This window comes from Acetobacter tropicalis (genome assembly GCF_030644465.1).
Classification (GTDB): Bacteria; Pseudomonadota; Alphaproteobacteria; order Acetobacterales; family Acetobacteraceae; genus Acetobacter; species Acetobacter tropicalis.
The window spans coordinates 2,926,779-2,951,028 of sequence record NZ_JAUYUW010000001.1 but is presented as its reverse complement, the minus strand read 5'-3'; the positions used below and the strand labels follow the sequence as shown (position 1 = coordinate 2,951,028).

General features: G+C 56.6%; 24 protein-coding genes. 3 read left to right on the top strand and 21 right to left on the bottom strand.

Going from position 1 to position 24,250, the window contains the following annotated elements; all coding sequences use genetic code 11:
* Positions 1-18: 18 nt before the first annotated feature.
* From rseP to folK, 13 genes are all read right to left on the bottom strand, one after another.
* Positions 19-1,131: an RIP metalloprotease RseP gene (gene rseP / locus QWU00_RS13345; RefSeq protein ID WP_187668553.1), complete on the bottom strand. Its 1,113-nt coding sequence runs from the start codon at positions 1,129-1,131 to the stop codon at positions 19-21.
* A gap of 31 nt (positions 1,132-1,162) precedes the next feature.
* A complete protein-coding gene (gene dxr / locus QWU00_RS13340; RefSeq protein ID WP_035378087.1) occupies positions 1,163-2,320 on the bottom strand; it encodes a 1-deoxy-D-xylulose-5-phosphate reductoisomerase in 1,158 nt (385 codons plus the stop codon).
* 67 nt (positions 2,321-2,387) lie between these two features.
* Complete coding sequence (locus QWU00_RS13335; protein WP_081938950.1) at positions 2,388-3,221, bottom strand: phosphatidate cytidylyltransferase; 834 nt, start codon at positions 3,219-3,221, stop codon at positions 2,388-2,390.
* On the bottom strand, positions 3,218-3,952 hold the full coding sequence (gene uppS, locus QWU00_RS13330; protein WP_035378085.1) for a polyprenyl diphosphate synthase: 735 nt from the start codon (positions 3,950-3,952) through the stop codon (positions 3,218-3,220). Before uppS ends, QWU00_RS13335 begins: the two co-directional genes overlap by 4 nt.
* A gap of 56 nt (positions 3,953-4,008) precedes the next feature.
* On the bottom strand, positions 4,009-4,551 hold the full coding sequence (gene frr / locus QWU00_RS13325; protein WP_035378233.1) for a ribosome recycling factor: 543 nt from the start codon (positions 4,549-4,551) through the stop codon (positions 4,009-4,011).
* A gap of 102 nt (positions 4,552-4,653) precedes the next feature.
* Positions 4,654-5,391: a UMP kinase gene (gene pyrH / locus QWU00_RS13320; RefSeq protein WP_035378083.1), complete on the bottom strand. Its 738-nt coding sequence runs from the start codon at positions 5,389-5,391 to the stop codon at positions 4,654-4,656.
* A gap of 114 nt (positions 5,392-5,505) precedes the next feature.
* Entirely contained in the window at positions 5,506-6,405 is a 900-nt protein-coding gene (gene era, locus QWU00_RS13315; RefSeq protein WP_035378081.1) for a GTPase Era, read from the bottom strand.
* On the bottom strand, positions 6,398-7,144 hold the full coding sequence (gene rnc, locus QWU00_RS13310; RefSeq protein WP_052051163.1) for a ribonuclease III: 747 nt from the start codon (positions 7,142-7,144) through the stop codon (positions 6,398-6,400). Before rnc ends, era begins: the two co-directional genes overlap by 8 nt.
* Positions 7,141-7,950, bottom strand: a complete 810-nt coding sequence (lepB, locus tag QWU00_RS13305; RefSeq protein WP_035378079.1) for a signal peptidase I — start codon at positions 7,948-7,950, stop codon at positions 7,141-7,143. The genes rnc and lepB overlap by 4 nt, the downstream gene beginning before the upstream one ends.
* A gap of 75 nt (positions 7,951-8,025) precedes the next feature.
* Complete coding sequence (gene acpS, locus QWU00_RS13300; protein ID WP_035378078.1) at positions 8,026-8,433, bottom strand: holo-ACP synthase; 408 nt, start codon at positions 8,431-8,433, stop codon at positions 8,026-8,028.
* A 34-nt stretch (positions 8,434-8,467) separates the two neighbouring features.
* The gene (locus QWU00_RS13295; RefSeq protein ID WP_035378076.1) at positions 8,468-10,831 is read right to left on the bottom strand and encodes a RelA/SpoT family protein; all 2,364 of its coding nucleotides are present in this window, start codon (positions 10,829-10,831) and stop codon (positions 8,468-8,470) included.
* 6 nt (positions 10,832-10,837) lie between these two features.
* Complete coding sequence (gene rpoZ / locus QWU00_RS13290; RefSeq protein WP_035378074.1) at positions 10,838-11,209, bottom strand: DNA-directed RNA polymerase subunit omega; 372 nt, start codon at positions 11,207-11,209, stop codon at positions 10,838-10,840.
* 78 nt (positions 11,210-11,287) lie between these two features.
* Positions 11,288-11,803 carry a 2-amino-4-hydroxy-6-hydroxymethyldihydropteridine diphosphokinase gene (gene folK, locus QWU00_RS13285; RefSeq protein WP_231551601.1) on the bottom strand — a complete coding sequence of 172 codons (516 nt, stop codon included), beginning with the start codon at positions 11,801-11,803 and terminating at the stop codon, positions 11,288-11,290.
* Between the two features lie 133 nt (positions 11,804-11,936).
* Between folK and QWU00_RS13280 the strand changes: the two genes are divergently transcribed.
* The 3 genes from QWU00_RS13280 (at position 11,937) to QWU00_RS13270 (ending at position 14,436) form a co-directional block, all read left to right on the top strand.
* Positions 11,937-12,560 (top strand): LabA-like NYN domain-containing protein, encoded by a 624-nt coding sequence (locus tag QWU00_RS13280; protein WP_035378072.1) that lies wholly within the window; start codon positions 11,937-11,939, stop codon positions 12,558-12,560.
* 258 nt (positions 12,561-12,818) lie between these two features.
* Complete coding sequence (locus QWU00_RS13275; protein ID WP_035378070.1) at positions 12,819-13,502, top strand: carbonic anhydrase; 684 nt, start codon at positions 12,819-12,821, stop codon at positions 13,500-13,502.
* Positions 13,435-14,436, top strand: a complete 1,002-nt coding sequence (locus tag QWU00_RS13270) for an endonuclease/exonuclease/phosphatase family protein (protein WP_081938949.1) — start codon at positions 13,435-13,437, stop codon at positions 14,434-14,436. Before QWU00_RS13275 ends, QWU00_RS13270 begins: the two co-directional genes overlap by 68 nt.
* A gap of 104 nt (positions 14,437-14,540) precedes the next feature.
* Here the strand turns inward: QWU00_RS13270 and QWU00_RS13265 are convergent, their stop codons facing one another.
* The 8 genes from QWU00_RS13265 to QWU00_RS13230 all read right to left on the bottom strand — a co-directional run bounded on the left by QWU00_RS13265 (position 14,541) and on the right by QWU00_RS13230 (position 24,184).
* Positions 14,541-15,845 (bottom strand): DEAD/DEAH box helicase, encoded by a 1,305-nt coding sequence (locus QWU00_RS13265; RefSeq protein ID WP_035378068.1) that lies wholly within the window; start codon positions 15,843-15,845, stop codon positions 14,541-14,543.
* An 822-nt stretch (positions 15,846-16,667) separates the two neighbouring features.
* Entirely contained in the window at positions 16,668-17,306 is a 639-nt protein-coding gene (metW, locus tag QWU00_RS13260) for a methionine biosynthesis protein MetW (protein ID WP_035378063.1), read from the bottom strand.
* On the bottom strand, positions 17,306-18,481 hold the full coding sequence (gene metX, locus QWU00_RS13255) for a homoserine O-acetyltransferase MetX (protein WP_035378062.1): 1,176 nt from the start codon (positions 18,479-18,481) through the stop codon (positions 17,306-17,308). Before metX ends, metW begins: the two co-directional genes overlap by 1 nt.
* A gap of 130 nt (positions 18,482-18,611) precedes the next feature.
* Positions 18,612-20,417 (bottom strand): translation elongation factor 4, encoded by a 1,806-nt coding sequence (gene lepA, locus QWU00_RS13250; RefSeq protein ID WP_035378060.1) that lies wholly within the window; start codon positions 20,415-20,417, stop codon positions 18,612-18,614.
* Between the two features lie 128 nt (positions 20,418-20,545).
* Positions 20,546-21,322: a helix-turn-helix transcriptional regulator gene (locus QWU00_RS13245; protein WP_052051162.1), complete on the bottom strand. Its 777-nt coding sequence runs from the start codon at positions 21,320-21,322 to the stop codon at positions 20,546-20,548.
* Positions 21,319-21,585: a hypothetical protein gene (locus QWU00_RS13240; RefSeq protein WP_035378058.1), complete on the bottom strand. Its 267-nt coding sequence runs from the start codon at positions 21,583-21,585 to the stop codon at positions 21,319-21,321. Before QWU00_RS13240 ends, QWU00_RS13245 begins: the two co-directional genes overlap by 4 nt.
* 55 nt (positions 21,586-21,640) lie before the next feature.
* Entirely contained in the window at positions 21,641-23,263 is a 1,623-nt protein-coding gene (locus tag QWU00_RS13235) for an ABC-F family ATP-binding cassette domain-containing protein (RefSeq protein ID WP_035378056.1), read from the bottom strand.
* A 63-nt stretch (positions 23,264-23,326) separates the two neighbouring features.
* The gene (locus QWU00_RS13230) at positions 23,327-24,184 is read right to left on the bottom strand and encodes an NmrA family NAD(P)-binding protein (protein WP_035378054.1); all 858 of its coding nucleotides are present in this window, start codon (positions 24,182-24,184) and stop codon (positions 23,327-23,329) included.
* Positions 24,185-24,250: the final 66 nt, after the last annotated feature.

Below are 24,250 nucleotides of genomic sequence, written 5' to 3'. Positions count from 1 at the left end.
ATCCAACCCTGCTGTAATTCAGCCAACAAGAGACGCAATCCATTTGAATAATCCAAAGCTGGACAGATCATTAAACGTTGAAAACAAGAACAGACCCGCAAGAACGGCAAACCCGGCCTGAAAACTGATTTCCTGAATCCGTTTTGAAACCGGACGTCCCCTGACTGCTTCTATGGCATAAAAAACCAATCTGCCACCATCAAGAAGCGGCACCGGGAATAAATTTATTAGACCGAGGTTTACAGAAAGCAAAGCCATGAAAGATAGCAGACTGGCAAAGCCATACTGTGCCACCTGCCCTGAAAGCTGAGCAATCTTGAGCGGGCCGCCCAGATCCTTGGCCGTATGCTGGCCTGTCAGGATCTGCCATACCCCTTGCAAGGTCTGCACGGAAACCTTCCAGGTTTCTTCCACACCCGCCACCACTGCATGTGGCACGGACATAGGTTTACCAACCTCGGTTGCAAACATCACACCCAGCTGGCCATGCGGCTTGGCGCTTGCCGAATCCGTGACGCTTCCAATGGTGATTGGCAGGTCCACATCCTGCCCATTGCGGCGCACGGTCAGCGTGGTCTGTACGCCCGGCTCAGCCATAACCGTGCCCTGCACATCTTCCACACCCGTAACCTGATGAGTGCCGATTCTCCTGATAACATCTCCCGGCTGTACGCCTGCGGTTGCCGCAGCACCATTGGAGACAACAGAGGCGATCTCGTTCCGCACTGAGGGCTGCCCTGCCGTGGAAAACAGTAGGGTAAACAGCACAATAGCCAGCAGGAAGTTGAAAACCGGCCCTGCAAGAATAACGATAGCGCGTGACGCAACGGACTTATCATGAAATGTGCGGCCCGGAATCCAGGCTGCTTTCTGTTCCGGCGTAGCGTCCTCCGGATCTTCAAACCCATGAGGCCGCACATACCCACCCAACGGAATAGGGCATATACGCCATTCTGTGCCGCTCCGATCATGCCAGCGGAAGAGTGCGGGGCCGAAACCCAGCGAGAATACCTCCACATGCACCCCCCGCCAGCGGGCTGCCAGATAGTGCCCAAGCTCGTGAATGGTTACGAGCACACCCAGGACAAAGGCGAAGGAAACAAGCGTACGCAGGTATTCGTGTATCATGATAATCCGAGTATCGGCTCAAACGTGCGTGAACTCAAGCCGCGCGGGCTGGAGTCAGAGCCAAGGCTTCGCGTCGGGCTTGTGCATCCCAGTGCAGAACGGCTTCCAAGGTATCGGCGGGAGGCGCTCCCAGCTTGGTCATGACACGCTCTACAACGCGCGCGATATCCAGGAAACCGATCTGTTCGTTCAGGAAGGCTTCCACGGCCACTTCATTAGCGGCAGACAGAATAGCCGATGCCGCCCCACCTGCCCGCAGCGCTTCACGCGCCAGCCGCAGCGCCGGGAAACGCTGCTCATCCGGCGCTGAAAACTCCAAGGTGGCATACGTGGCCAGATCAAGCCGTGGAGACGTGGTGGCCATCCGCTTGGGCCATGCCAGCGTATGCGCGATGGGAATCCGCATATCGGCAGATCCCATCTGAGCAATCAGGCTGCCATCCGTGTATTGCACCATGCCATGCACCACGGACTGAGGATGCACCAGCACGTCAATACGGTCTTCTGTCAGGCCAAAGATACGGGCCGCCTCAATCACTTCCAGCCCTTTGTTGAACATGGTGGCGGAATCGATGCTGATTTTTGCGCCCATGCTCCAGGTTGGATGTTTGAGGGCCTGTGCAGGGGTAGCCGCTTCCATGTCGGCCACGGAAGCCTTACGGAACGGCCCACCAGAGGCCGTGAGAATGATTTTTTCCACCTGATCAAGCTGACGATCCGCCATCGCCTGAAACACGGCATTATGTTCAGAATCCACGGGCAATAAGGTGGCGCCTGCCGCATCCACGGCACGGAGCATGACATCTCCGGCACAGACCAGCGCTTCCTTGTTAGCCAGCGCCACGGCATTTCCATTGCGCACGGAGGCGAGCGTAGGCTCAAGCCCCGCTGCGCCGGTAATGGCGGCCATGGTCCAATCTGCCGGAAGCGCTGCCGCATCAATTACGGCCTGACGCCCACAGGCCACTTTGGTGCTGCTGCCCTTCAACAGTGCTGAAAGCTGTTCGAATGCACCTTCATCCGCTACCACGGCCAGCTCCGCATTCAGGCTCAGCGCCTGCTCCGCCAAACGGGTTGCATTTTTTCCACCCACAAGCGCCCGCACCCGGTACTGATCCCGTGCCTGCTCAAGCAGATCAACAGTAGAGCAGCCAATACTGCCAGTACTTCCCAGAACGGTTACGGTTCTCATGGTCTTTATTTTCCAACCCACACAATGGCGGCACTGACCAGCACGGCTTCAGCCACCAGATCCACCCTTAACCCGGCAGTTTCCCCGCCAGAGCCGCGAATATAGCATGGAGACCTGCCTGCCAGAATGGCACGCCCACCTCCACACACAAGGACGCCACAGCTGCCAGGGGCGCAGCAGCCACCAGACCATCAAACCGGTCCAGCAGGCCACCGTGCCCCGGCAACAGGGTTCCTGAATCTTTCACACCCAGCGCACGCTTCATGGCACTCTCGGCCAGATCGCCAGACTGCGCGGCCACTCCCAACAGGGCCGCCCAGACAGCCGCCGTGGTAATCCCTCCCTGCCCGGACACCAAGGCAATCAGGCAGCCCACCAGAACAGCCCCCACCAGACCACCGACAGCCCCAGAACGTGTTTTACCGGGGGAGATACTCGGGGCCAGCTTGGGGCCACCCACAAGCCGTCCGGTCAGATAGGCGCAGCTATCGCTTGCCACAACAACACAGACAACAAACAGAACGGGCATCAGGCCGCCCAACCGTAACCACTGCAACGCCGTACCAGAGAGCACAATAACGCACATGATGGCACATAAGGGCGCACCAAAAACCAGAGATGTAATGCAGAAAACCGGGAAGGCATCCCACCGCCCGGTTGCCGCAGCAAGCCCCGCACCCAGCGCCCAGAGCACGTAAACGATCCCCCGCCAGGATTTTACGGAAACACCCAGTAGCGTAGCGGCTTCCGCCGCCATACCCGCCATGACACCCAGAATGAGGATTTGATACAGCAGGCCGCCCACACCAATGGCCGTACCGGCCACCGCAACCAACACCACGGCGGAAATCAACCGGACGCGCAAATCACGCCAAGCATTGTTGTTCCCTGCGTCACTCATACTGAAGGCCGCGCGCCAAAACGGCGTTCTCGCCGGGCGTACGTATCCAGAACGGTCGCAAAATGGCCTTCATTGAAATCCGGCCAGAACACATCCAGAAACACCAGTTCCGCATAGGCGCTCTGCCAGAGCAGAAAATTTGAGAGCCGGAACTCGCCACTTGTGCGCACCACAACATCAGGATCGGGCACACCGGCTGTCCAGAGTTTACCCGCAAACAGGGATTCCGTAATTTGCTCCGGCTTCAGGTCGCCCTGCTGCACAGCCTGCGCCACTCTGCGCGCAGCCTGCACGATATCTCCCCGCCCACCGTACGAGAGGGCAAGCAGCAAGGTGATCCGATCATTATTGCGTGTGAGGGTCTCAGCACGCGCCAGCTCCTCGCGCAGGCTCACATCAAAACGCGCCAGATCTCCAATAAAGCAGATCCGCACACCTTCGCGGTGCAGTTCGGCAACCTTGTGACGGAGATAATAACGCAGCAGGCTTGTAAGATCGGCAACTTCCGTAGGTTCGCGCTGCCAGTTTTCTGAAGAAAAGGCATAAAGCGTCAGGTATCTCACACCCCGATGAATGGCCGCCCGCAAACACCGCGAAACAGCCTCAGCCCCAGCCTTATGCCCGGCAAGGCGCGGCAATCCGCGTTCGGAGGCCCAACGCCCGTTCCCATCCATGATTACGGCAACATGCGCAGGGATAACTGCCTTACTGTCCGTTTTCCCTGCTGACATTACCGGCACTGATCCACCAAGAGGAGTCTGAGAAAGAAAACCTGACGCCACAAACGTCAGACCTGCTTAATCTCACGATCTTTTTCGGCCAGCATGTCATCAACTTTTTTCACATACTGGTCAGTCAGTTTCTGAATGGCGTCAGACCACGTCTTGACGTCATCCTGACTGATTTCGCTTTTCTTTTCCAAACCCTTGGTTTTGTCCATGCCATCGCGTCGCACGCCACGAACAGCCACCTTTGCACCTTCAGAATAACGGGCGGCAGCACGGGCCAATTCGTGACGACGTTCTTCAGTCAACTGCGGAATGGGCACGCGGATGATCTGGCCATCAGCAGCCGGGTTGAGGCCCAGCCCGGAATCCCGAATAGCGCGCTCCACTGCTCCTACCAAGGCACGGTCCCACACCTGCACGGTCAGCATACGGGCTTCTGGCACAGCAATGGAGCCAACCTGCGTCAGCGGCACTTCACCACCATAGGCTTCCACACGCACAGGCTCCAGCAAAGCCGGACTGGCGCGGCCAGAGCGCAGACCAGCAAAATCACGACGAAGACTATCCAGAGCACCATCCATACGGCGCGTCAGGTCGTCCATCAGAGCATTCAGATCAGACACGGTTTGTTTCTCCCGTTTCCCGGGCGGCTCTTATGCCGCCCCTTAGACAAGCAAGCAGCACACATGCCGCCCGATTAGATATCAGGCAGCTTCAATAATCTGCGTAAAGGCCCCTTCTCCGCGCATTACGCGCCCGAAAGCCCCCGGCTCACCAATGTTGAAAACAATAATAGGCAGCTTATTTTCGCGCGCCAGACTGATGGCTGCGGCATCCATGACGTTCAACTGGTTGGCCAGAACATTCATATAGGTCAACTGGTCATAACGGACAGCCGAAGGGTCTTTTTTGGGGTCAGCCGAATACACGCCATCAACCTGCGTGCCTTTCAACAGCACATCACATTCCATTTCCGCAGCCCGCAGGGCGGCCGCTGTATCGGTTGTGAAGAAAGGATTGCCCGTACCCGCAGCAAAGATAACCACACGTCCTTTTTCCATATGGCGCACGGCCCGCCGCCGGATATAGGGCTCCGCAATGGAAGACATGTGAATAGCGGACATCACACGGGTGGGAATCTGTTCCCGCTCAAGCGCATTCTGCAAAAGCAGGGCATTGATAACAGTTGCCAGCATACCGGCATAGTCACCCTGGGCCCGGTCCATTCCCTTGGCGGCTGCGGCCAGACCACGGAAAATGTTTCCGCCGCCCACAACAAGGCAGACTTCCACACCACCACGGACCACATCTGCCACATCATTGGCAATCCGTTCGACCGTCTTCTGATCAACCCCGAAGGCACCGTCACCCATCAGAGCCTCACCAGACACCTTGAGCAACACCCGTTTGCGGCTTGGCGTTTCGCCTGTGGAAGCAGTCATTGGCCCTCGATCACGCAGTACTAGTCTGAAATTAGGCCCTGCTCAGCTAGGGGGCAGGGCAAGCTGCCTTCTCTTATCCTTCATACGCCGAGGCCACAAGCCGGGAGCACTGCCTTATGGCACATCATCCAGTCCAATCGCGCGCAAACGGGCGCGTTCTTCATCCCAACCAGACCGTTCCTTCACGTTCAGAAACAGATGGCAAGGCCGTTCCAGCAAAGCCGAAAGCTGCTTGCGGGCGCGCTCACCAATCTGGCGGATTTTCTGCCCACGTTCACCAATCAGGATTGCCTTGTGCCCTGCACGGGAGACATAGATGGTCGCGTCAATCCGCACTGAACCATCCGGTCGCTCCTTGTAACTTTCCGTCTCGACCGTTGCGCCGTAGGGCACTTCCTCATGCGTCTGCATGAAAATCTGCTCCCGCACCAGTTCCGCTGCCAGCAGGCGGTCCGGCAGGTCTGTCAGATCATCTTCCGGGTAGAGATACGGCCCTTCCGGCAGGTTTTCCGCCAGACGATCAAGCAGATCATCCACCCCGCTGCCAGACCGCGCGCTGACCATGAACACATGTTCAACAATCAGTTTTTCGGTAATGGCCGCTGTAAGCGGAAGCAGAACCTCCGGTGTGACCAGATCCGTCTTGTTCAGCACCAGCCAGATCTTGCGTCCGGCCTTGGCCAGCCGATCAATGATTTCTGCCACCGCCTCCGTCAGGCCGGATTTGGCGTCCACCAACAGCAACGTGATGTCTGCATCATCCGAACCAGTCCAGGCTGCCGCCACCATGGCGCGATCCAGCTTGCGGCGCGGACGGAAGATACCGGGGGTATCCACCAGCAGAATCTGCGTATGCTCGCGCATGAGAATACCCAGCACCCGAAAGCGCGTGGTCTGAGCTTTGGGGCTGACAATGGAGAGCTTTGCTCCGGTCATGCGGTTCAGCAAGGTGGATTTGCCCGCATTGGGGGCTCCCACCAACGCGGCGAACCCGCACCGTGTTGTTTCAGCCATGACGTGTGCCTTCCAATTTTTCCAGCAGACTGGCAGCCGCAGCGCTTTCCGCCGCACGTTTGCTGCCAGCACGCCCCTCCCCGCTGTGACCACCTGCGCGGACTTCCACCACAAACAGAGGCGCATGCGAGGGGCCATCTGCCCCTATTGTTTCATAAACCGGCAGAACCTGCCCTCGCGCCAGAACCCATTCCTGCAACGCGGTTTTAGGGTCCTTGGGGGGGCGCGCCTGCGCATCAAGCATGGGTTTCCAGGCCTGACGAACAATTTCACGAGCCGGATCAAGACCGCCATCAAGGAACACAGCCCCAAGAACGGCTTCAAGTGCGTCTGCCACAACGCTAGCTGTAGCCTGCACACCAACACGCGCTTCATGCGCCGCAACCGTCAGATAATCCGCCAGTTCAAAACGCTCGGCTATGTCCGCCAGAGTATTTCTGGAGACCAGATGCGCCAGCCGGGACCCTAAGGCCCCCTCCTGCTCATCCGGATAACGCTCCAGAAGCCATTCTGCCATCAGGAGCCCGAGAACGCGGTCCCCCATGAATTCCAGCCGCTCGTTAGAGCCTGCGCCTTTGGTCTTTTGGGAACGTCGCCGTCCGCCTGCGTTCTGATACGCTGCGGAGCGATGTGTCAGAGCTTCATGCAAAAGGGCAGGCTTTACAAACTGATATCCCAACCGCTGCTGCAAAGCTTGAGCAGCAGGATGCAGGTCCACAGTGGTGCGTTCGCGGCTCACATTACGCTCCGGAACAAACGCGCCCAGCGCACTTCAACCGGCCAGTACCAGAACTGCCATGCCGGATGCGCGGAATCGATGGAGAAGAACACGCGCTGCGCTTTTCCCACCAAATTTTCCATCGGCACAAAACCCAGATCTTTCGGGCCATCCCCCATGAAGCGGCTATCCGCACTGTCATCACGGTTGTCACCCATGGCGAAGAAATGGCCCGGTGGCACAACGTAATCAGGCGTATTGTTCTGGGCACCATCATCCATCAGCTTCAGCACCTGATGCTTGACTACGCCCGAACCCTCGCTGGCCGGAAGCTGCTCTTCACAGGCCTCCCCTTCCATGGAAACCTGAGATTCATCCACGGCTGTGTAAGGATGGGCATCCACACAGGGCACGAGCTTGTCATTCAGATACAAATGCCCGGCCGTGACACGAATATGGTCACCGGGAAGACCCACAATCCGTTTGACGTAATCAACAGATGTATCTTTGGTGAAACGGAAGATAGCAACATCCCCCCGATGCGGCGTGCCGGACCAGAGGCGCCCCTCAAACAGATCAGGAGAAAAAGGAAGCGAGTATTTTGAATACCCGTAGCTGTATTTTGAAACCCAGATGTAATCACCCACCTGAAGAGTGGGAATCATGGAGCCTGATGGAATCACGAAAGATTCCACCAGAAAAGTCCGCACCACGGTAACAACCAGTGCCACAACAATAATGGTACGCGCATATTCAAGAATAATCTGCCCAGTTGATGCGGGACGATCCACGCCTGCCTCTGAGGGAGGATGTTCCAGTTTGGTCATGTCCTGCATCGCCTGTTTTACATCAGTTCTAAAAAGAAAAATCGTGAGGGATGAAGCCGTGCCCCCTTCCCCATGTCAACCCGGAGTGACAGAGATAATCACCTCGGCAAAAGCATAAGGGGGTTCATCCGTCATACTCAATACCAGATGCGGGCTGCTTCCGGCCGGGATGAGCGCAGCAAGGCGGAGTTTGGCCGCCCCTGCCAACACCAAGGTAGGTTGCCCTGAAGGCAGATTTTCCACTCCGATCAAACTATGCGCCACACCCTGAGCAAACCCAGTTCCCAACGCCTTGGCGCAAGCTTCCTTGGCGGCCCAGCGTTTGGCATACGCCCCAATCCGGGCCTGCCCGGACCGACGCTCCGCCCGTGCCCGCTCCGTAGGCGTGAAAACACGCTCCAGAAAGCGGTCCCCAAACCGGTCTATCGCTTTTTCAATCCGGCGCATGTCACACAGGTCCACCCCTGCTGCAACAACCGTCATGCCACCACGCTCCGATTAAAGACCACCCGGCGCATCATGAGCGGGCCCTGTCGGCCTGCGCAATACCGGACGCCGCCCTCAATCCTGCAATAACAGAAGAAAGATGCCGCAGGTCACGCACTTCCACATCCACCAGAATTTCCATGAAATCCAACTGCCGATGCACAATCTTGAGGTTCACCATCGAGGCGTCACTCTTGGAGAGGGCGTTGGTAATGGTAGCCAGAACTGAAGGCTCGTTTTCCGCCACGATTGAAATACGCCCCACCCGCATTTCCGTCGCCCCAACACGGGCCATGGCGTCATAATCCCAATCCACATCCAGAAAGCGTTCCGGAGTAGCGGCAAAGCTTTCCAATGTCTGGCAGGTGCGGGTGTGAACCGTTACGCCTTTGCCCGTTGCAACCACCCCCACAATCCGGTCTCCTGGCAGAGGATGACAGCAGGCTGCAAAATGCACTGCCACACCGGGACCCAGCCCCAGCAGAGGAATACTACCACCCGAACGCCGACTACCGCCCCCGGATGAGGGTGTTGGCGAGCGCGGCCGAGGCCCTGCCGTGCCCAGAACACCAGGAAGACCCGGCACCATACGCGGCGCACGGGTGGCCCGACGCAGTTCTGGATAGGCCGCATACACCACATCCCGCGCACTCAGATTGTTATTGCCAACGGCAACGTACAGATCCTGCAAGGAACTCTGCTTCAGCCCTTTCAGGATGGGTTCAATAACTTTTTCGGAACCATCCACCCCTTCCTGCCGGAAGGCCTTGGCCAGAGCCGCACGCCCGCCATCCAGATAGGTCTGGCGCTGCTGGGCCGCCACATACCGGCGGATACGCGCACGGGCCTTCCCCGTAACCACAAACCGTTCCCACGATGGGGACGGAGCCCCACCGCGCGCGGTCATGATTTCAACCTGATCTCCGTTCTGCAATTCATGCCGCAGCGGCATCAGGCGACCATTGATCTTGGCGCCTACGCAGGAATCCCCAATCTGGCTATGCACGGCGTAAGCAAAATCAACGGGCGTCGCTCCACGCGGCAGCGAGATAAGCTGCCCTTTGGGGGAGAAGCAGAAAACCTGATCCTGATAGAGTTCGAGCTTGGTGTTTTCGAGAAATTCGTCTGGCGCGGAGGAGGCTTCCAGAATTTCGAGCAGATCCTGCACCCAGCGCGGACGCCGGAAGCTGGCGGGACCGCTTTCATCCTCTGCCGTGCCTTCCTTGTAAGCCCAGTGCGCGGCCACCCCGTTTTCTGCCACATCATGCATGGCAGACGTACGAATCTGTACTTCTATCTTCTGGTTACGCGGAGACCGCAGCGTCACCCCCGTGTGAAGGCTCTGATATCCGTTGGCCTTGGGGGTTGAGATATAATCCTTGAAGCGGCCAGCAATAACGGGATAGGCGGCATGCACGGCACCCAGCGCCATGTAACAATCTTCCCGCGTTTCCACGATCACGCGAAAAGCCATGATGTCTGAAAGCTGCTCAAACGCCACATTCCGGCGCTGCATTTTCTCCCAGATGGAATAGGGAGATTTCTCCCGCCCTGAAACATGGACGTTTTTCAGGCCAGCCTCATGGCACAGGCGCAGCAATTCACGCCGTACCTCCTCAATCACATCCGCACCCTGACCGCGCAGATAGTTCAGACGCGCCCGGATGGTGACATCTGCTTCAGGCTCAAGCTGGGCGAAGGAGAGGTTCTGAAGCTCGGTCTTAACCCGATCCATACCGATACGCTCGGCAAGGGGAGCATAAATATCCAGCGTTTCCCGCGCAATGCGTTGGCGACGGTCCACGCGCTCCACAAAATGCAGCGTACGCATGTTGTGGAGACGATCCGCAAGCTTAACCAGCAGAACGCGGATATCCTTGGACATGGCGAGCACAAGCTTGCGGAAATTTTCCGCCTGCTTGGTACGGTCGGACTGAAGCTCCAACCGGGTCAGTTTGGTAACACCATCCACCAGATCGGCGACAGTATCCCCAAACTGCGCCCGCAATTCATCTTGCGTTACGCCGGTGTCTTCAATGGTATCGTGAAGCAACGCCGTCAGGATGGAGGGTACATCCAGACGAAAGCCGGCCAAAATCATGGCAACGGCCAGAGGGTGCGTTATATAAGGATCACCATTGTCCCGAAGCTGCCCGTCATGGGCCTTTTTCGCAACAGCAAAGGCACGGCGAATCAAGTCAGCATCAGCCGCAGGAGCATAGTCCCGCACCACATTGACCAGCCGCTCACAATTTACATCACCGCGCCCTTTTTCTGGCGCAGTGGAAGTCGTCTCATCATTCTTTACCACAGCAGGCAGCGGAGCATCTGGCCTTCCGGCCTCTATAACAGGGACAACCGCCCCTGTTTGATTTTCGCACCCTGCCTGCGTCACACGCGCTTACCGACGTGCACGGCCGCTCAGAGCTGCTTCAATAGCGCCAGCATCATCAGCGGCTTCTTCTTCAGGGGACACTTCCTGCAGACCAAAGATGTTCTGCTCAGTCGGCACCAGATCCTGCACTTCTTCATCCACAGGTTCGGGTTCGGGCTCACGGGCCTGAGAACGGATCAGATCATTGCGCAGATCAGGAAGCTTGACCGTTTCGTCAGCAATTTCGCGCAGCGCCACAACCGGATTCTTGTCATTATCACGGTCAATGGTAAGCTCTTCACCACGAGAGATATTACGGGCGCGCTGGGCCGCGTACAGCACCAGCTCAAAACGGTTCGGGACTTTCTCTACGCAGTCTTCGACGGTGACGCGGGCCATTACGAAGAGCCTCCAGACAATTCAGCTACAAAATATAGAAAGATCATATTACCTCATCCCCCCGCCACAAGGAAGGGGCTATTCCTGAATTTGCCGGATTTCCTGCCCGCAAACCCTTTCCAGCAATGCCTCCAGCATCTGCCCCGTAGCAGGATGAACCCATTCCGGCATGACATCGCGCAGGGGAAGCAGCACAAACGCACGTTCATGCGCCCGTGGATGCGGCAGGATAAGATGAGACACATCCTGACACAGCGCCCCAAATGCAATGATATCCAGATCAAGTGTCCGTGCGGCGTTCCGCACGGAGCGCTCCCGCCCGAAATCCAGTTCAATCTGTTGCAAAGCCGCAAGCAGGGCATCCGGTGTAAGCGTGGTCGTGGCCCGCACCACCCCATTTACATAAGGCGGCTGCCCGGATGGCGGCACGGGCGCACTCTCATACCAATGAGATACTGCTACAACATGCAACCCAGGGAGGGCACGCAACGTTTCAACCACCTTACGGCATGTCTCTAACGCGGCTTGCCCACCAAGGGGCAGATTAGCCCCCACTGCAATCAGTACCATTTCAGCACCCTTCCAGAATTTCATGTTCGGTGATATATCTTTTTCCGCAATCAGCAGTATAGTTATGCAGCGCCAAGTGTTTTGTGTCCGAACCTGGCCCCAATTTTAACGAAATTTCACAATACCTTTGGGTTATATATTAAAGGACGACCACCAAATGAATCTGAAAAAAGATGAAAGAACCTGTCTTTTTATTGACGGTTCCAGCCTTTATTCTACCTCAAGAAGCTTGGGCTTTGATGTCGATTATAAAAAACTTTTAGATTTCTTTGCCTCAAAGACACACGTTATCCGCGCGTATTATTACGCTGCCATTCTTGATACCGAGGATTACTCCCCCCTTAAGCCCCTGACGGACTGGCTGTCTTATAATGGCTATTTTCTGGTCACAAAGCCCGCGCGCGAATTTACCGATGCAACCGGCAAGCGGCGCGTAAAAGGGAATATGGAAATAGAGATTGCCGTCGATATGATGGAAATGGCCCCTCATATTGATCACGCTATTCTTTTTACTGGTGATTCCGATTTCCGCCGCGTGGTTGAAGCCGTGCAGCGGCAGGGCACTCGCGTTTCCGTGGTTTCTTCCATGCGCTCCAGCCCACCGCTGATTGGAGATGATCTCCGCCGACAGGCCGATAACTTCCTTGAACTGGCAACACTGGGCGCAAACTTTACCCGCCGCCAGACGGAAGCCCCAATCCGCACCCGCACGGCGGCGCCTCCTGTTCGGCACCCGGCAGACCAACTGAGCGAGCCGGAAGAGGAAGACCCCCTGACCTAAACTTCATCTAGGCCCGAAATAGGTCTCTCACGGAGACATGCTCGCACATTTTTAAGGGGGCATGTCTCTGCTGAAGCTTGTTTTTCAACATGTCAGACTCTTCAAACCATTGATTTAATTATTTTTCTCTCCTTCTTTAAAAAAATTTCAGAAGCGGGGAAAATTATGGAGTGCCATGCGTTTAAAGCAACTCTAGTATGTTGCCATACGTAATGGTGATAGAGATTTCTCTGACTGCTTTAATTTGGAGCCGCTTATATGCCCACATGTTCTGAAGCCCGATCCAGCCTCGTTTCGCTTCTTCGTGGCGTTGAACATTTCAATACCGAGGTGTTCCCGGCAAAGGAGAAGCTTTTCGCCTCCCTGGCGAGCGGCCAATCTCCCGATGCCCTTTTCATTGCCTGTGCGGACAGCCGGATCAACCCAAACCTGATCACCCAGACCGAACCGGGAGATCTCTTCATTCTGCGCAATATTGGCAATATTGTTCCCGCCTATGGCGAGATGCTGGGTGGCGTTTCCTCCGCCATTGAGTATGCCGTTCTGGGCTTGGGCGTGTCCGCCATTATTGTGTGTGGCCATTCTGATTGCGGCGCGATGAAAGCCCTGCTTGCTCCCAAAAAGAGTGGGTTGGACGGTATGCCCACCGTTGCCACGTGGTTGCGCAACGCGGAAGCTGCTCGCGCCTCCATGGGGGAACTTCAGGCAGAAGATGCTGGCCCTGCCAATGTGCGCACTCTTTCTGAACGCAACGTGCTGCTTCAAATTGCACACCTGAAAACACACCCCGCTGTTGTGGCCGGGCTGGCGCGCGGGACACTCTTCCTGCAAGGCTGGTTCTATGACATCGGCTCAGGCGAAATCAGCATTCTGGATGAACAGACACGCACTACCGTTTCCATCCCGGAAACAATCAGCCGACTGGAAAGCGAAGTCGCCTGATAACAGGCTTCACCCCAACCGCTACACCAAGGCGGGGCTTCGGCTCCGCCACACTTGTTTCTATCCTGTTTATAAATTTTTACTGGCCGGGGCGCTGGGTATTTCCCTGATAAGCGGGACCTCTGCCTCCGCACACCCGCTAAAAATCGCCACGTGGAACATGGACTGGCTCGTGGACAACCTCCAGCCGCCCACACAGCCACTGCCTTCGGATATTCCTCATCGATCAGCCACCGATTTCACAGCATTAGCCGGTTATGCGGACGCGCTTGATGCTGATATTATTGGGGTGCAGGAAGTGGATGGCATCTCCTCCCTGAGCCGTGTTTTTCCAGCCTCACGCTATCAGCTTTTTCTCTCCAACGACCCCATTGCCCAGCATACGGGCGCAGCTATCCGCAAAGGCCTGACCGTTACCCGCAACCCGGATGTAACGGATATTGCTGTTTCCATACCCGGAACAGTCCATCCGCTGCGCAGTGGACTTGACCTGACAGTGCATGAGGGTTCCACTGTCTTGCGCCTACTGGTTCTGCACCTGAAAACGGGATGTTGGGATAACCCGCCTGAAGACAGAAAACATGCCTGCCCCACCCTCGTGCTGCAATTTAAGGCTCTTGGAAACTGGATTAGCGCCCGACAAAAAGCGAATGATGCCTTCTTGGTTATGGGAGATTTCAACCGCCGCCTAACCGTTCACGACCCATTTTTTCTCAGCATTCTGCAAAGTGGGCCACTTCGTTTAAGCACTGCCGGGCAAGCCAACCCGTGCGAAGGCGGCACGTATTTTATTGACCACATTCTTCTGGGCGGCCCTGCCACGCACTGGGAAGTAAAAAATTCACTGCGCGTTCTAATGTATCAACCAGCAGACCCGGCTGCGCTCTCAGACCACTGCCCCGTCTCGCTCCGACTAGATCCGTCAGTAAAGTAGAAAGAGCCTTTTTCTAAAATAGAATACCCAGCATGAAAAAAGCCGCTCGGGTTTCCCTGAGCGGCTTCCTTACTACCACAGCCTACAAGCCTGTGACGCTTTATTTAGTGAGCGCGACCTGCGGCAGCACGACCGCCACCTGAGCGACCACCTGCCCCACGCGGCGGAGCACCACGGCCACGGCCTGCACCGCCACCACCGCGCGGTGGGCCACCACGACCACGGCCACCGCCACCCAGCACCGGCGGACGCATGGTGGAATTCTCAGCTTCCATAGAGTGCCACGGATGATCACGCACCACCGGAATGGACTTGCCGATCGTCTTTTCGATATCCCGCAGCCATGCCCGCTGTTCTGGATCGCAGAAGGAAACGGCCCAGCCATCACGCCCCGCACGCGCCGTACGGCCAATACGGTGAACGTAGCTTTCCGGCACATTTGGTAGATCGTAGTTAAAGACGTGGCTGACATCATCCACGTCAATCCCGCGGGCAGCGATATCCGTTGCCACCAGCACTTTCACGCTGCCAGCCCGGAACCCCTTCATGGCGCGTTCACGTGCACCCTGGGATTTGTTGCCGTGAATAGCTTCCGCCACGATACTGTTTTTGTTGAGGAATTCCGCAACCTTGTTGGCTTCATGCTTCATGAGCGTGAACACCACGGCCCGAACCACTTTGGGAGATTCCACCAGTGTCAGCAGCGCATCGCGCTTGTTTGACCCATCCACAAACATCACAGCCTGCTGGATGCGATCCACCGTGCTGGAGGGCGGCGTTACTTCCACCTTTGCAGGATCATGCAGCAGCGAGCTGGCCAGATCGGCAATGCTGCGCGGCATGGTGGCAGAGAACAGCAGCGTCTGCCGCTTTGCGGGCAGGAAGGTCATGATACGGCGAATGTCGCGCACAAACCCCATATCCAGCATGCGGTCTGCTTCATCCAGCACCAGCACTTCCAGTGCGGAAAGATCAATATAACCTTGGCCGATCAAGTCCAGCAGACGGCCCGGAGCCGCCACCAGAACATCCACACCACGGCGCATGGCTTCAACCTGCCGCCCCTGCCCAACACCACCAAAAACCACGGCCTGCGTGAATTTCATGTGGCGCGCATAAGCCTTGAAGCTCTCACTGATCTGGGAAACCAGTTCACGCGTGGGGGCAAGAATAAGAACGCGTGCTTTTTTAGGGCCCGCAGGTTTGGGGTTCTTCAGCAGATGGTCCAGAATCGGCAGAGCAAAAGCCGCCGTCTTCCCGGTGCCGGTCTGGGCGAGACCAAGCAGATCACGCCCGGCCAGCAAATGAGGGATGGACTGAGCCTGAATGGGGGTGGGGTTTTCATACCCCTCCTCGGCCAGCGCCTTCAGCAGGGGCTCGGCAAGCTTCAGATCGGAAAACGTAGTCATCAGGGCGAAAACCTCTTCGTGCTGCCTGAAAAACGAGACGAAACCACCCCTTTTCAGTTGCGCACCTTGAATTTCAGCCTACACACCCGCCTATCTCTGAGCAGAAACAGCCGCACACGTGCACGCATGAACTTTTTGTAACAAATGGCGGCAGTGTCGTTCATTTTCTGGAAATCTTTTTGAAAACTCTGCCCTCGCCGTTCAGTATATAAGCGGACTTTTCTGGTCCTGCAAGCCTTCCGTACCAATTTGGTCCGAAAAGAAGCTTCTTAATGCTGTCCTCTCTTTTCTTTTTATGTGTTATTTATTTTAACATAAAAAATAGCTACTCTGCAAAATCTTTAGACATCTGAAACGAAGTTTCCAAAATAACGGGAAACAGGGTTGGAATAAAAAGCTCTCTTATTTCTGAAGAACCTAACAAATTTTTAAGAAGAAACTTGAGCAGGCAGAAACGTTACCCGTCTCTTTTTTACAAGACCGTAAGATTCCATGCAGAAATAAGTGGGGCCATTCCCTCTGCAACACCACAGAAACCTGCCTCAAAAGCGATGAAATAAGGAGGCGAAATCACTCGCGATTCACCATAAATTTGGGGAGTCGGAACATCCCCATTCAGGATTTTCCGCCCATTGCGCTCTCGATAGCGCATGATCATCGCGATCAGGAAAAGGGGTTTTTAGTCCCCTCCAATCGCCGACTGATCAAGACGAAACCTTTATGAAGAAACGTTAGGCCAATGGCACGGGACACAGTTAATTGCTGAAAATCCGGCCATTTTATGTGACCGCCTGCGTTCTTCGGCTCTCAGCAAAAGCCACATTATTTCCTTCGGCGCGCTGGTTTTTCCGGCTCACAATCCTCTTTGCGCCCCAGCAGGAACAAGGCCTGCTCACCAAACAGATTGGCCAGTCGGATGGAGCGCCTCCATGGCGCGCGCTCCCCGTCCTCATCCACAGCCATCCATTGCTGAACACAATAGCCCTCTTCCTGGCACAGGGTCAGAAAGTCCCGAATGGTACAAGGGTGAATGTTCGGTGTCTCATACCAAGGCGTATGCCACACGCTTGTCATGGGCATACGCCCGCTGAACAAGAGCATCAGCCGCAGTTGCCAATGGCCAAAATTGGGAAAGGAGACAATAGCGTGTCGGCCAATGCGCAACATCTGGCGCAGCACCTCACGCGGACGCTCCACAGCCTGCAACGTCCGCTGCAACACCACATAGTCAAACCCACCATCGGGATAATGCGCAAGATCGTGGTCGGCGTCGCCGTGCACCACGGGCAATCCATGCGCCACGGAACGCGTCACCTCACGCATGTCAATTTCAATGCCACGCGCATCACAGCCCCGCAGCCGGAACAGATGATCAATCAGCGTACCGTCTCCGCTGCCAATATCCAGCACACGGGTTCCCGGTTCAATCATTTCGGCAATCAGCCGTTGGTCAAGACGCATCAGCGCAGTCCCGCATGTTCGGCAACACCACACAGAAAACCGCGTACCGTGCGGTCAAAATCCGGTTCATCCAGCAGAAAGGAATCGTGCCCCTTGTCTGTATCGATTTCCACAAAGGAAACGTTGGCGGCAGCCTGATTCAAAGCCCGCACCAGATAGCGAGCACTTGAGGTCGGAAACAGCCAGTCAGACGTGAAGGACACCACACAGAACCGCACCGGGGTTCCTGCAAAAGCAGCGGGCAGTTCCCCATCATGTTCGGCGGCCAGATCGAACCAGTCCATGGCCCGCGTGATAGTGAGATAGGAATTGGCGTCAAACCGCCGCACAAAGGCAGATCCTTGATAACGGAGGTAAGATTCCACCTCAAAGATATCACTGAACATGGAGAGGGAGGCCTCTGGCGCTTCCGCGTTGGACGGGTCCTTGCGCACTCGCCGACCGAACTTGCGGGTCAACGCTTCCTCTGAAAGATAGGTAATGTGCGCCATCATGCGGGCCACGGCCAAGCCCCGTGCGGGTACCACGCCATGCTCCCAGTAGCGGCCGCCATACCAGTCCGGATCAGCAAAAATGGACTGCCGTCCCACTTCATTGAACGCAATATTCTGTGCGGAATGAAACGGAGACGTCGCAATAGGCATCGCGGCCAGCATCATGTGCGGATAGGTCACGGCCCATTCCAGCACCTGCATGCCGCCCATTGAGCCGCCCACCACGGCAAACAGACGTTCAATGCCCAGATGCCGCACCAGCATATATTGCGCGCGCACCATGTCCCGAATGGTGATGGGGGGAAAATCCGTGCCCCAGCGCTCAACGCCGTCGCCTTTTTCATCCGAACGCACTGACCGCGGCCCTGTGCTGCCCATGCAGCCACCCAGCACGTTGGTGCAAATAACAAAAAAGCGGTTGGTATCAATCGGCAGTCCCGGCCCCACCATGCGCGTCCACCAGCCAGGCTTGCCTGTCAGCGGGTGGGTTTCCGCCACATACTGGTCCGCCGTAAAGGCATGACACACCATGATGGCGTTATCGCGCTTTTCTGAAAGGGTGCCGTAGGTACGGTAAGCAACATCGATCGGAGCGAGATGCACCCCACATTCAAGATCCAGCCCTTGCGGGAAGGTGATGTGAGGATGATCGCCAACATCAAGAGGCGCTGTGCTGTTCATGGCTGGGTTAACAACTCCGGCAGAATGCCATCCGACATAAGCTCGGAAACAGGACGGATCAAGTACGCCTTATGCGGAAGAGGCTCTCCCTCTCTGCATAAGGCCTGACGAGAAAGGCAAAAGAGCGCCCTTAGCCATCCATCTTAAGTGCGGCGAGGAAGGCGCTTTGCGGGATTTCCACCTTACCAAACTGCCGCATGCGCTTTTTCCCTTCCTTCTGTTTTTCCAGCAGCTTGCGCTTACGGGAGATATCACCGCCATAACATTTGGCCGTCACATCCTTGGAAAGTGCGCCGATGGTTTCACGCGCAATCACCTTGCTGCCAATGGCAGCCTGAATGGCGATCTTGAACAACTGGCGCGGGATCAGATCTTTCAGGCGGGCACAGATCGCGCGGCCACGGGTTTCTGCGGCAGACCGATGCGCAATGAAGGAAAGAGCATCCACAGGCTCCTGATTCACCAGAATGGAGATGCGCACCAGATCGCTCTCCTCATACCCATCCATCTGGTAATCAAAGCTGGCGTAACCGCGGGTCAGGGACTTCAGGCGGTCATAAAAATCGAACACCACTTCGTTCAGCGGCAGACGATAAACCGCCATAGCCCGGTTGCCCACATACGTGAGGTCCACCTGCACACCACGCCGTTCTGTACACAATGTCAGCACCGCGCCCAGATATTCATCCGGCACCATGATGGTCGCCTTGATCCACGGTTCATCAATCCGCTCAATCAGGGACAGATCAGGCATATCCGCCGGGTTGTGCAGCTCTTCCTGCTGCCCGTTGGTAAGAGTGATGTGATACACCACGGACGGTGCCGTAGCGATCAGATCCAGATCGAACTCGCGAGAAAGCCGCTCCTGAATGATTTCCAGATGCAGCAGGCCAAGGAAGCCGCAGCGGAAGCCAAAACCCAGCGCCGCTGATGTCTCTGCCTCATAATGGAAGGAGGCATCATTCAGGCGCAGTTTGGAGAGGCTATCCCGCAGCTTTTCAAAATCATCTGCCACAATGGGGAACAGACCACACCAGACCACCGGAATGGAGGGCTTGAAGCCTGTCAGAGCAGTTGCCGCCGGGCGACGATCATCCGTAATGGTGTCACCCACGTTACAGTCGGCCACGGTCTTGATGGCGGCGTTGATATAACCCATCTCGCCCGGACCGAGGCTTTCCACTGCCATCATGCGCGGGGCGAACACACCCACCTGATCAATCTGATGCACAGCGCCGCTGGACATCATGCGCATCTTCATGCCCTTCTGCAGGCGACCTTCCTTGACACGGACAAGCACGATCACGCCCAGATACGGGTCATACCAGCTATCCACCAGCATGGCCTGAAGCGGTTTTTCAGCATCGCCCGTGGGCGGCGGCAGGCGGGTGACAACGGCTTCCAGCACGCCTTCAATATTCAGGCCGGTCTTGGCTGAAATTTCCACAGCATCATCAGCCGGGATGCCGATCACTTCTTCAATCTGCGCCTTCACGCGTTCCGGTTCTGCTGCAGGCAGATCCACCTTATTCAGCACCGGCACAATTTCATGATTGGCGTCAATGGCCTGATACACGTTGGCCAGTGTCTGCGCCTCTACGCCCTGTGAGGCATCAACCACCAGCAGGGAGCCTTCACACGCGGCCAGAGACCGGCTGACTTCATACGCGAAGTCCACGTGTCCGGGCGTGTCCATCAGGTTCAGCACGTAGGTTTTCCCATCCTTGGCTGGATAGGTCAGCCTTACGGTCTGCGCCTTGATGGTGATCCCGCGCTCGCGCTCCAGATCCATGTTGTCGAGCACCTGATTGGTCATCTCGCGGGCGGTCAGCGCTCCACAAGCCTGAATCAGGCGGTCAGCCAGAGTCGATTTCCCATGATCAATATGAGCGATGATCGAGAAATTGCGGATGAGCGAAAGAGGTGTGTCGGTCATGATGCCCCCTTTAAGCGATACGGAGACAAAAGTCAGCCAGTTCCACGCGGCCCAGCCCCTGTTTTGCTGTAAATTTTTCAGCACACCTGCGGAGGCTCGTGCTTCCAGCGTCCGCCAGTGGGGCTACGCTATACCGTCACCATGATAATACGCTGCACCCACACTCCCTCCGCATGGTCTGGCACCAGCACGCGGTTTGGGTTTTGAGCGTCCCCTGCCCCCACCTCTGAACTGCCCTCCGAACCGAAAGACAAAGGCACATCATCTCCAACTCCCTCCTCGCCTGACCATCTGGAAGCCACCTCCTGAACAGTGCTCGAGGGAGAAAACGGCCCATTCCCGCCGAAGGGCATAATACCGGGAGGGAACTGTCCATCCCATATACCGACCACCGGCTCCGCATCTGACCGAACCATTAGAACGCGATCAGACCATCGGGGTGGTAGGTCAGGCATCACGACAAGAGAACTGCCTTCGCGCAAAATGGGCTCCATGCGGTCTGTATCAATCCGCACCGCATACGCGCCCAAGGGAGCAGCGCCCGGCAGAGTGATATCTTCCCACTCCAGCCCGGCAGGATGACCCGCTTCATTGAAAAGCCCGGCCCCTTTCAAGCGAGACAGGGGCAGACTCCGCATGCGATGAACCGTTTGGCGTTGATCCGCCGAACCTTCGCCCCGTTCCAGCTGCTGCCCGAATGTGCTGAGTGAAACACGCAGCACGGCAAGCGCCCTGAGCAGACTGTTCATCGCGGGCCAGCGCACTGCCCCATTGGCCCCAACCCGACGTGACGGATTAAAGGTTGTGGCATCCAATCCGGCGGCGCGTGCAAGGCCAGAAGGCGTAAGCCCCCGTTCCAGCGCCAGAGAATCCAGCGCCTGCCACACATCTTCGGGGCGAATCATCGTTCTGAAGGCGTGGCTTTACGGGTATCGTGGTGATGAGGAAGCGCCTGCGCGATTTTCAGCACTTCGCTGGTATGGCGGGCCGCACCTTCATCCGTCACAAAAAAGCGGCCTTCTGGAGTCTGGTGCACAAAGCCCATCTCCGTCATGCGCTTCAGGCACGGATCATCCCGCAGCCCTGTCGGGCGCCCCACTGATCCGGCCAGACACAGCCGATGCAGGGCAGAGCGGCAACAGGTTTCAAGATAGGGCTCGTTCCACATTGTGCTGAGGATCACCTTTCCCTGCTACAGAAGCAAGAAAAGATATCATGCTCCATCAGGCGTGTAGGCCGGGGGCTTCCTGCCCGGTGCGCGCCACATACTCCGTGTAGCCACCACCATACTGGTGAATACCCTCCGGCGTGATTTCCAGAACCCGATTGGAGAGAGCCGCCAGAAAATGCCGGTCATGGGAGACAAACAGCATGGTGCCTTCATAATTGCCAAGCGCGGTAATCAGCATTTCCTTGGTTGCCATGTCCAGATGGTTGGTGGGCTCATCCAGCACCAGAAAGTTTGGCGGATCATACAGCATCAGGGCCATGACCAGTCGGGCCTTTTCACCGCCTGACAGCACGCGACAATATTTTTCAATTTCATCACCAGAGAAGCCGAAGCCTCCGGCCAGAGCACGCAACGAACCCTGATTGGCCAGAGGAAAGGCCCGTTCCAGCGTTTCAAAAATTGTCAGATCTCCATCCAGAAGATCCATGGCGTGCTGGGCAAAATACCCCATTTTCACGTTGCTGCCGATGGTTACCGTACCTGCATCAGGCTTGGTGGTGCCCGCCACCAGCTTCAGCAACGTGGATTTACCAGCCCCGTTCACCCCCAGAATACAGCAGCGCTCACCCCGGCGGATAAGCAGATCAAGCCCCTTGTAAATAACCCGGCTGCCATAGCTTTTGTCCACACCCTGGAAATTGGCCACGATGTCCCCTGAGCGTGGCGCAGGTGGAAACTCGAAGCTGAGGGTCTGACGCCGTTTTGGCGGCTCCACCCGGTCAATTTTTTCCAGCTTTTTCACGCGGCTCTGCACCTGTGCAGCGTGCGAAGCCCGCGCCTTGAAGCGTTCAATAAAGCTGACTTCCTTGGCCAGCATGGCCTGCTGGCGCTCAAACTGCGCCTGCTGCTGCTTCTCGTTCAGGGCGCGCTGCTGTTCATAAAACTCGTAATCGCCAGAGAAGCTGTTCAGGTTTCCGCCATCAATTTCAATCACCTTGTTGATGATACGGTTCATGAACGCACGGTCATGCGATGTCATGAGCAGCGCCCCATCGTAACCCGCCAGAAACTGCTCAAGCCAGATCAGGCTTTCAAGGTCCAGATGGTTGCTTGGTTCGTCCAGCAGCATCACGTCAGGGCGCATGAGCAGAATACGGCCCAGTGCCACGCGCATTTTCCACCCGCCGGAAAGAGCGCCCACATCGCCATCCATCATTTCCTGACTGAAACCAAGGCCGTGCAACACTTCACGCGCCTTGCCTTCCAGCGCGTAGCCGCCCAGATCTTCAAAACGGGCCTGAACCTCACCAAAGCGTTCAATAATACTCTCAAGCTGATCAAACTGCTCCGGGTCCGCCATGGCCGTTTCCAGTTCAGCCAGTTCTGCGGCAACCTCCGCTACGGGGCCTGCACCGGCCATCACTTCCGCAACAGCGGTGCGTCCGGCCATTTCCCCCACATCCTGACTGAAAAAGCCGATACTTACGCCGCGATCAATCAGCACCTGCCCTTCATCGGGCTCATCCTGCTTGGTGATCATACGGAACAGCGTGGATTTCCCCGCCCCATTGGGCCCGACCAGACCGACTTTCTCCCCTTTCTGCAAGGCAGCTGAGGCTTCAATGAAAATCAGGCGCTGGCCGTTATGCTTGCTGATGGTGTCGAGACGGATCATCGGGTCCTCGTGGCTGGATCGTTCCGCGCACTTACCCCTAACCGGCGCGAAAGGTAAACCGCATCAGCCCGTAAATACGCTCCGAAAATAGGCTTCAAGGTCTGTTGGGCCCTTATGGAGCGGAGCAGAGTGGTCATACGGCTGCTCCAGAAACAGCTCCGTCATATGCGCGTATGATCTGGCTGCCTGTTGGGAAAATCCGTGCTGCCGATAGTACGCCAGCCAATCTGCCTTCGGGATGGAAGTAGCCTGTATCGCCCGGCCGAAAACCTGGGTGAACGCCGCAGCAACATCACGCGGCGAATAGGTATGCCGGCCTTCGCACGCATAAAGACCCGTTTCCTCAACAGAAGACATAAGCAGCTGCGCACCCAGCACACCCACATCGTCAGGCGCAACCATTGGTACCTTCTGATCAACCGGCAACAGCGTGGAAAGCACCCCCGTTTCCTTCGCCTGTTTTGCCAGAGGAACCCAGTTGCTCATGTAATATGCGGCTCGCACACAGCATAAAGGTGCACCGAGGGCGAGGGCTCCTTCCTCAAACTCATGCAGCACCCCAAGGTCTCCGCAGTGCGGACCTGGCTGCGCGCCGTAGGTGGACTGCAAGACGATTTTTTCAAGGGATACGCCCTCAAGCGCAGCAAGAATAGACTGCACAGAACGGCGTTCCTCCGTATCCGTATCACCCGCAACATTTGCTGGCGGGTTCAGCAGAAAAACGCGCGTGACAGTCTTGAAAACAGCCGCCAGAGCGGGCGTGTCCAGAACATCCGCAACAGCAGCAGAGGCTCCCTTATGCCGCCATGCCTGCGCTTTTTGCGGGTTGCGCGTCACAACTGTCACGGGCTGCCCCGCAGCAAGCAGGGTATTGGCAACAGCGCGGCCGACATGCCCTGTTGCACCAAGCACTCCATACATATTCTGTCCCTGCTTCCTGAATACGGATGTCATCCAATCAGATCCGGTTCTTCATGAGCGCCATGA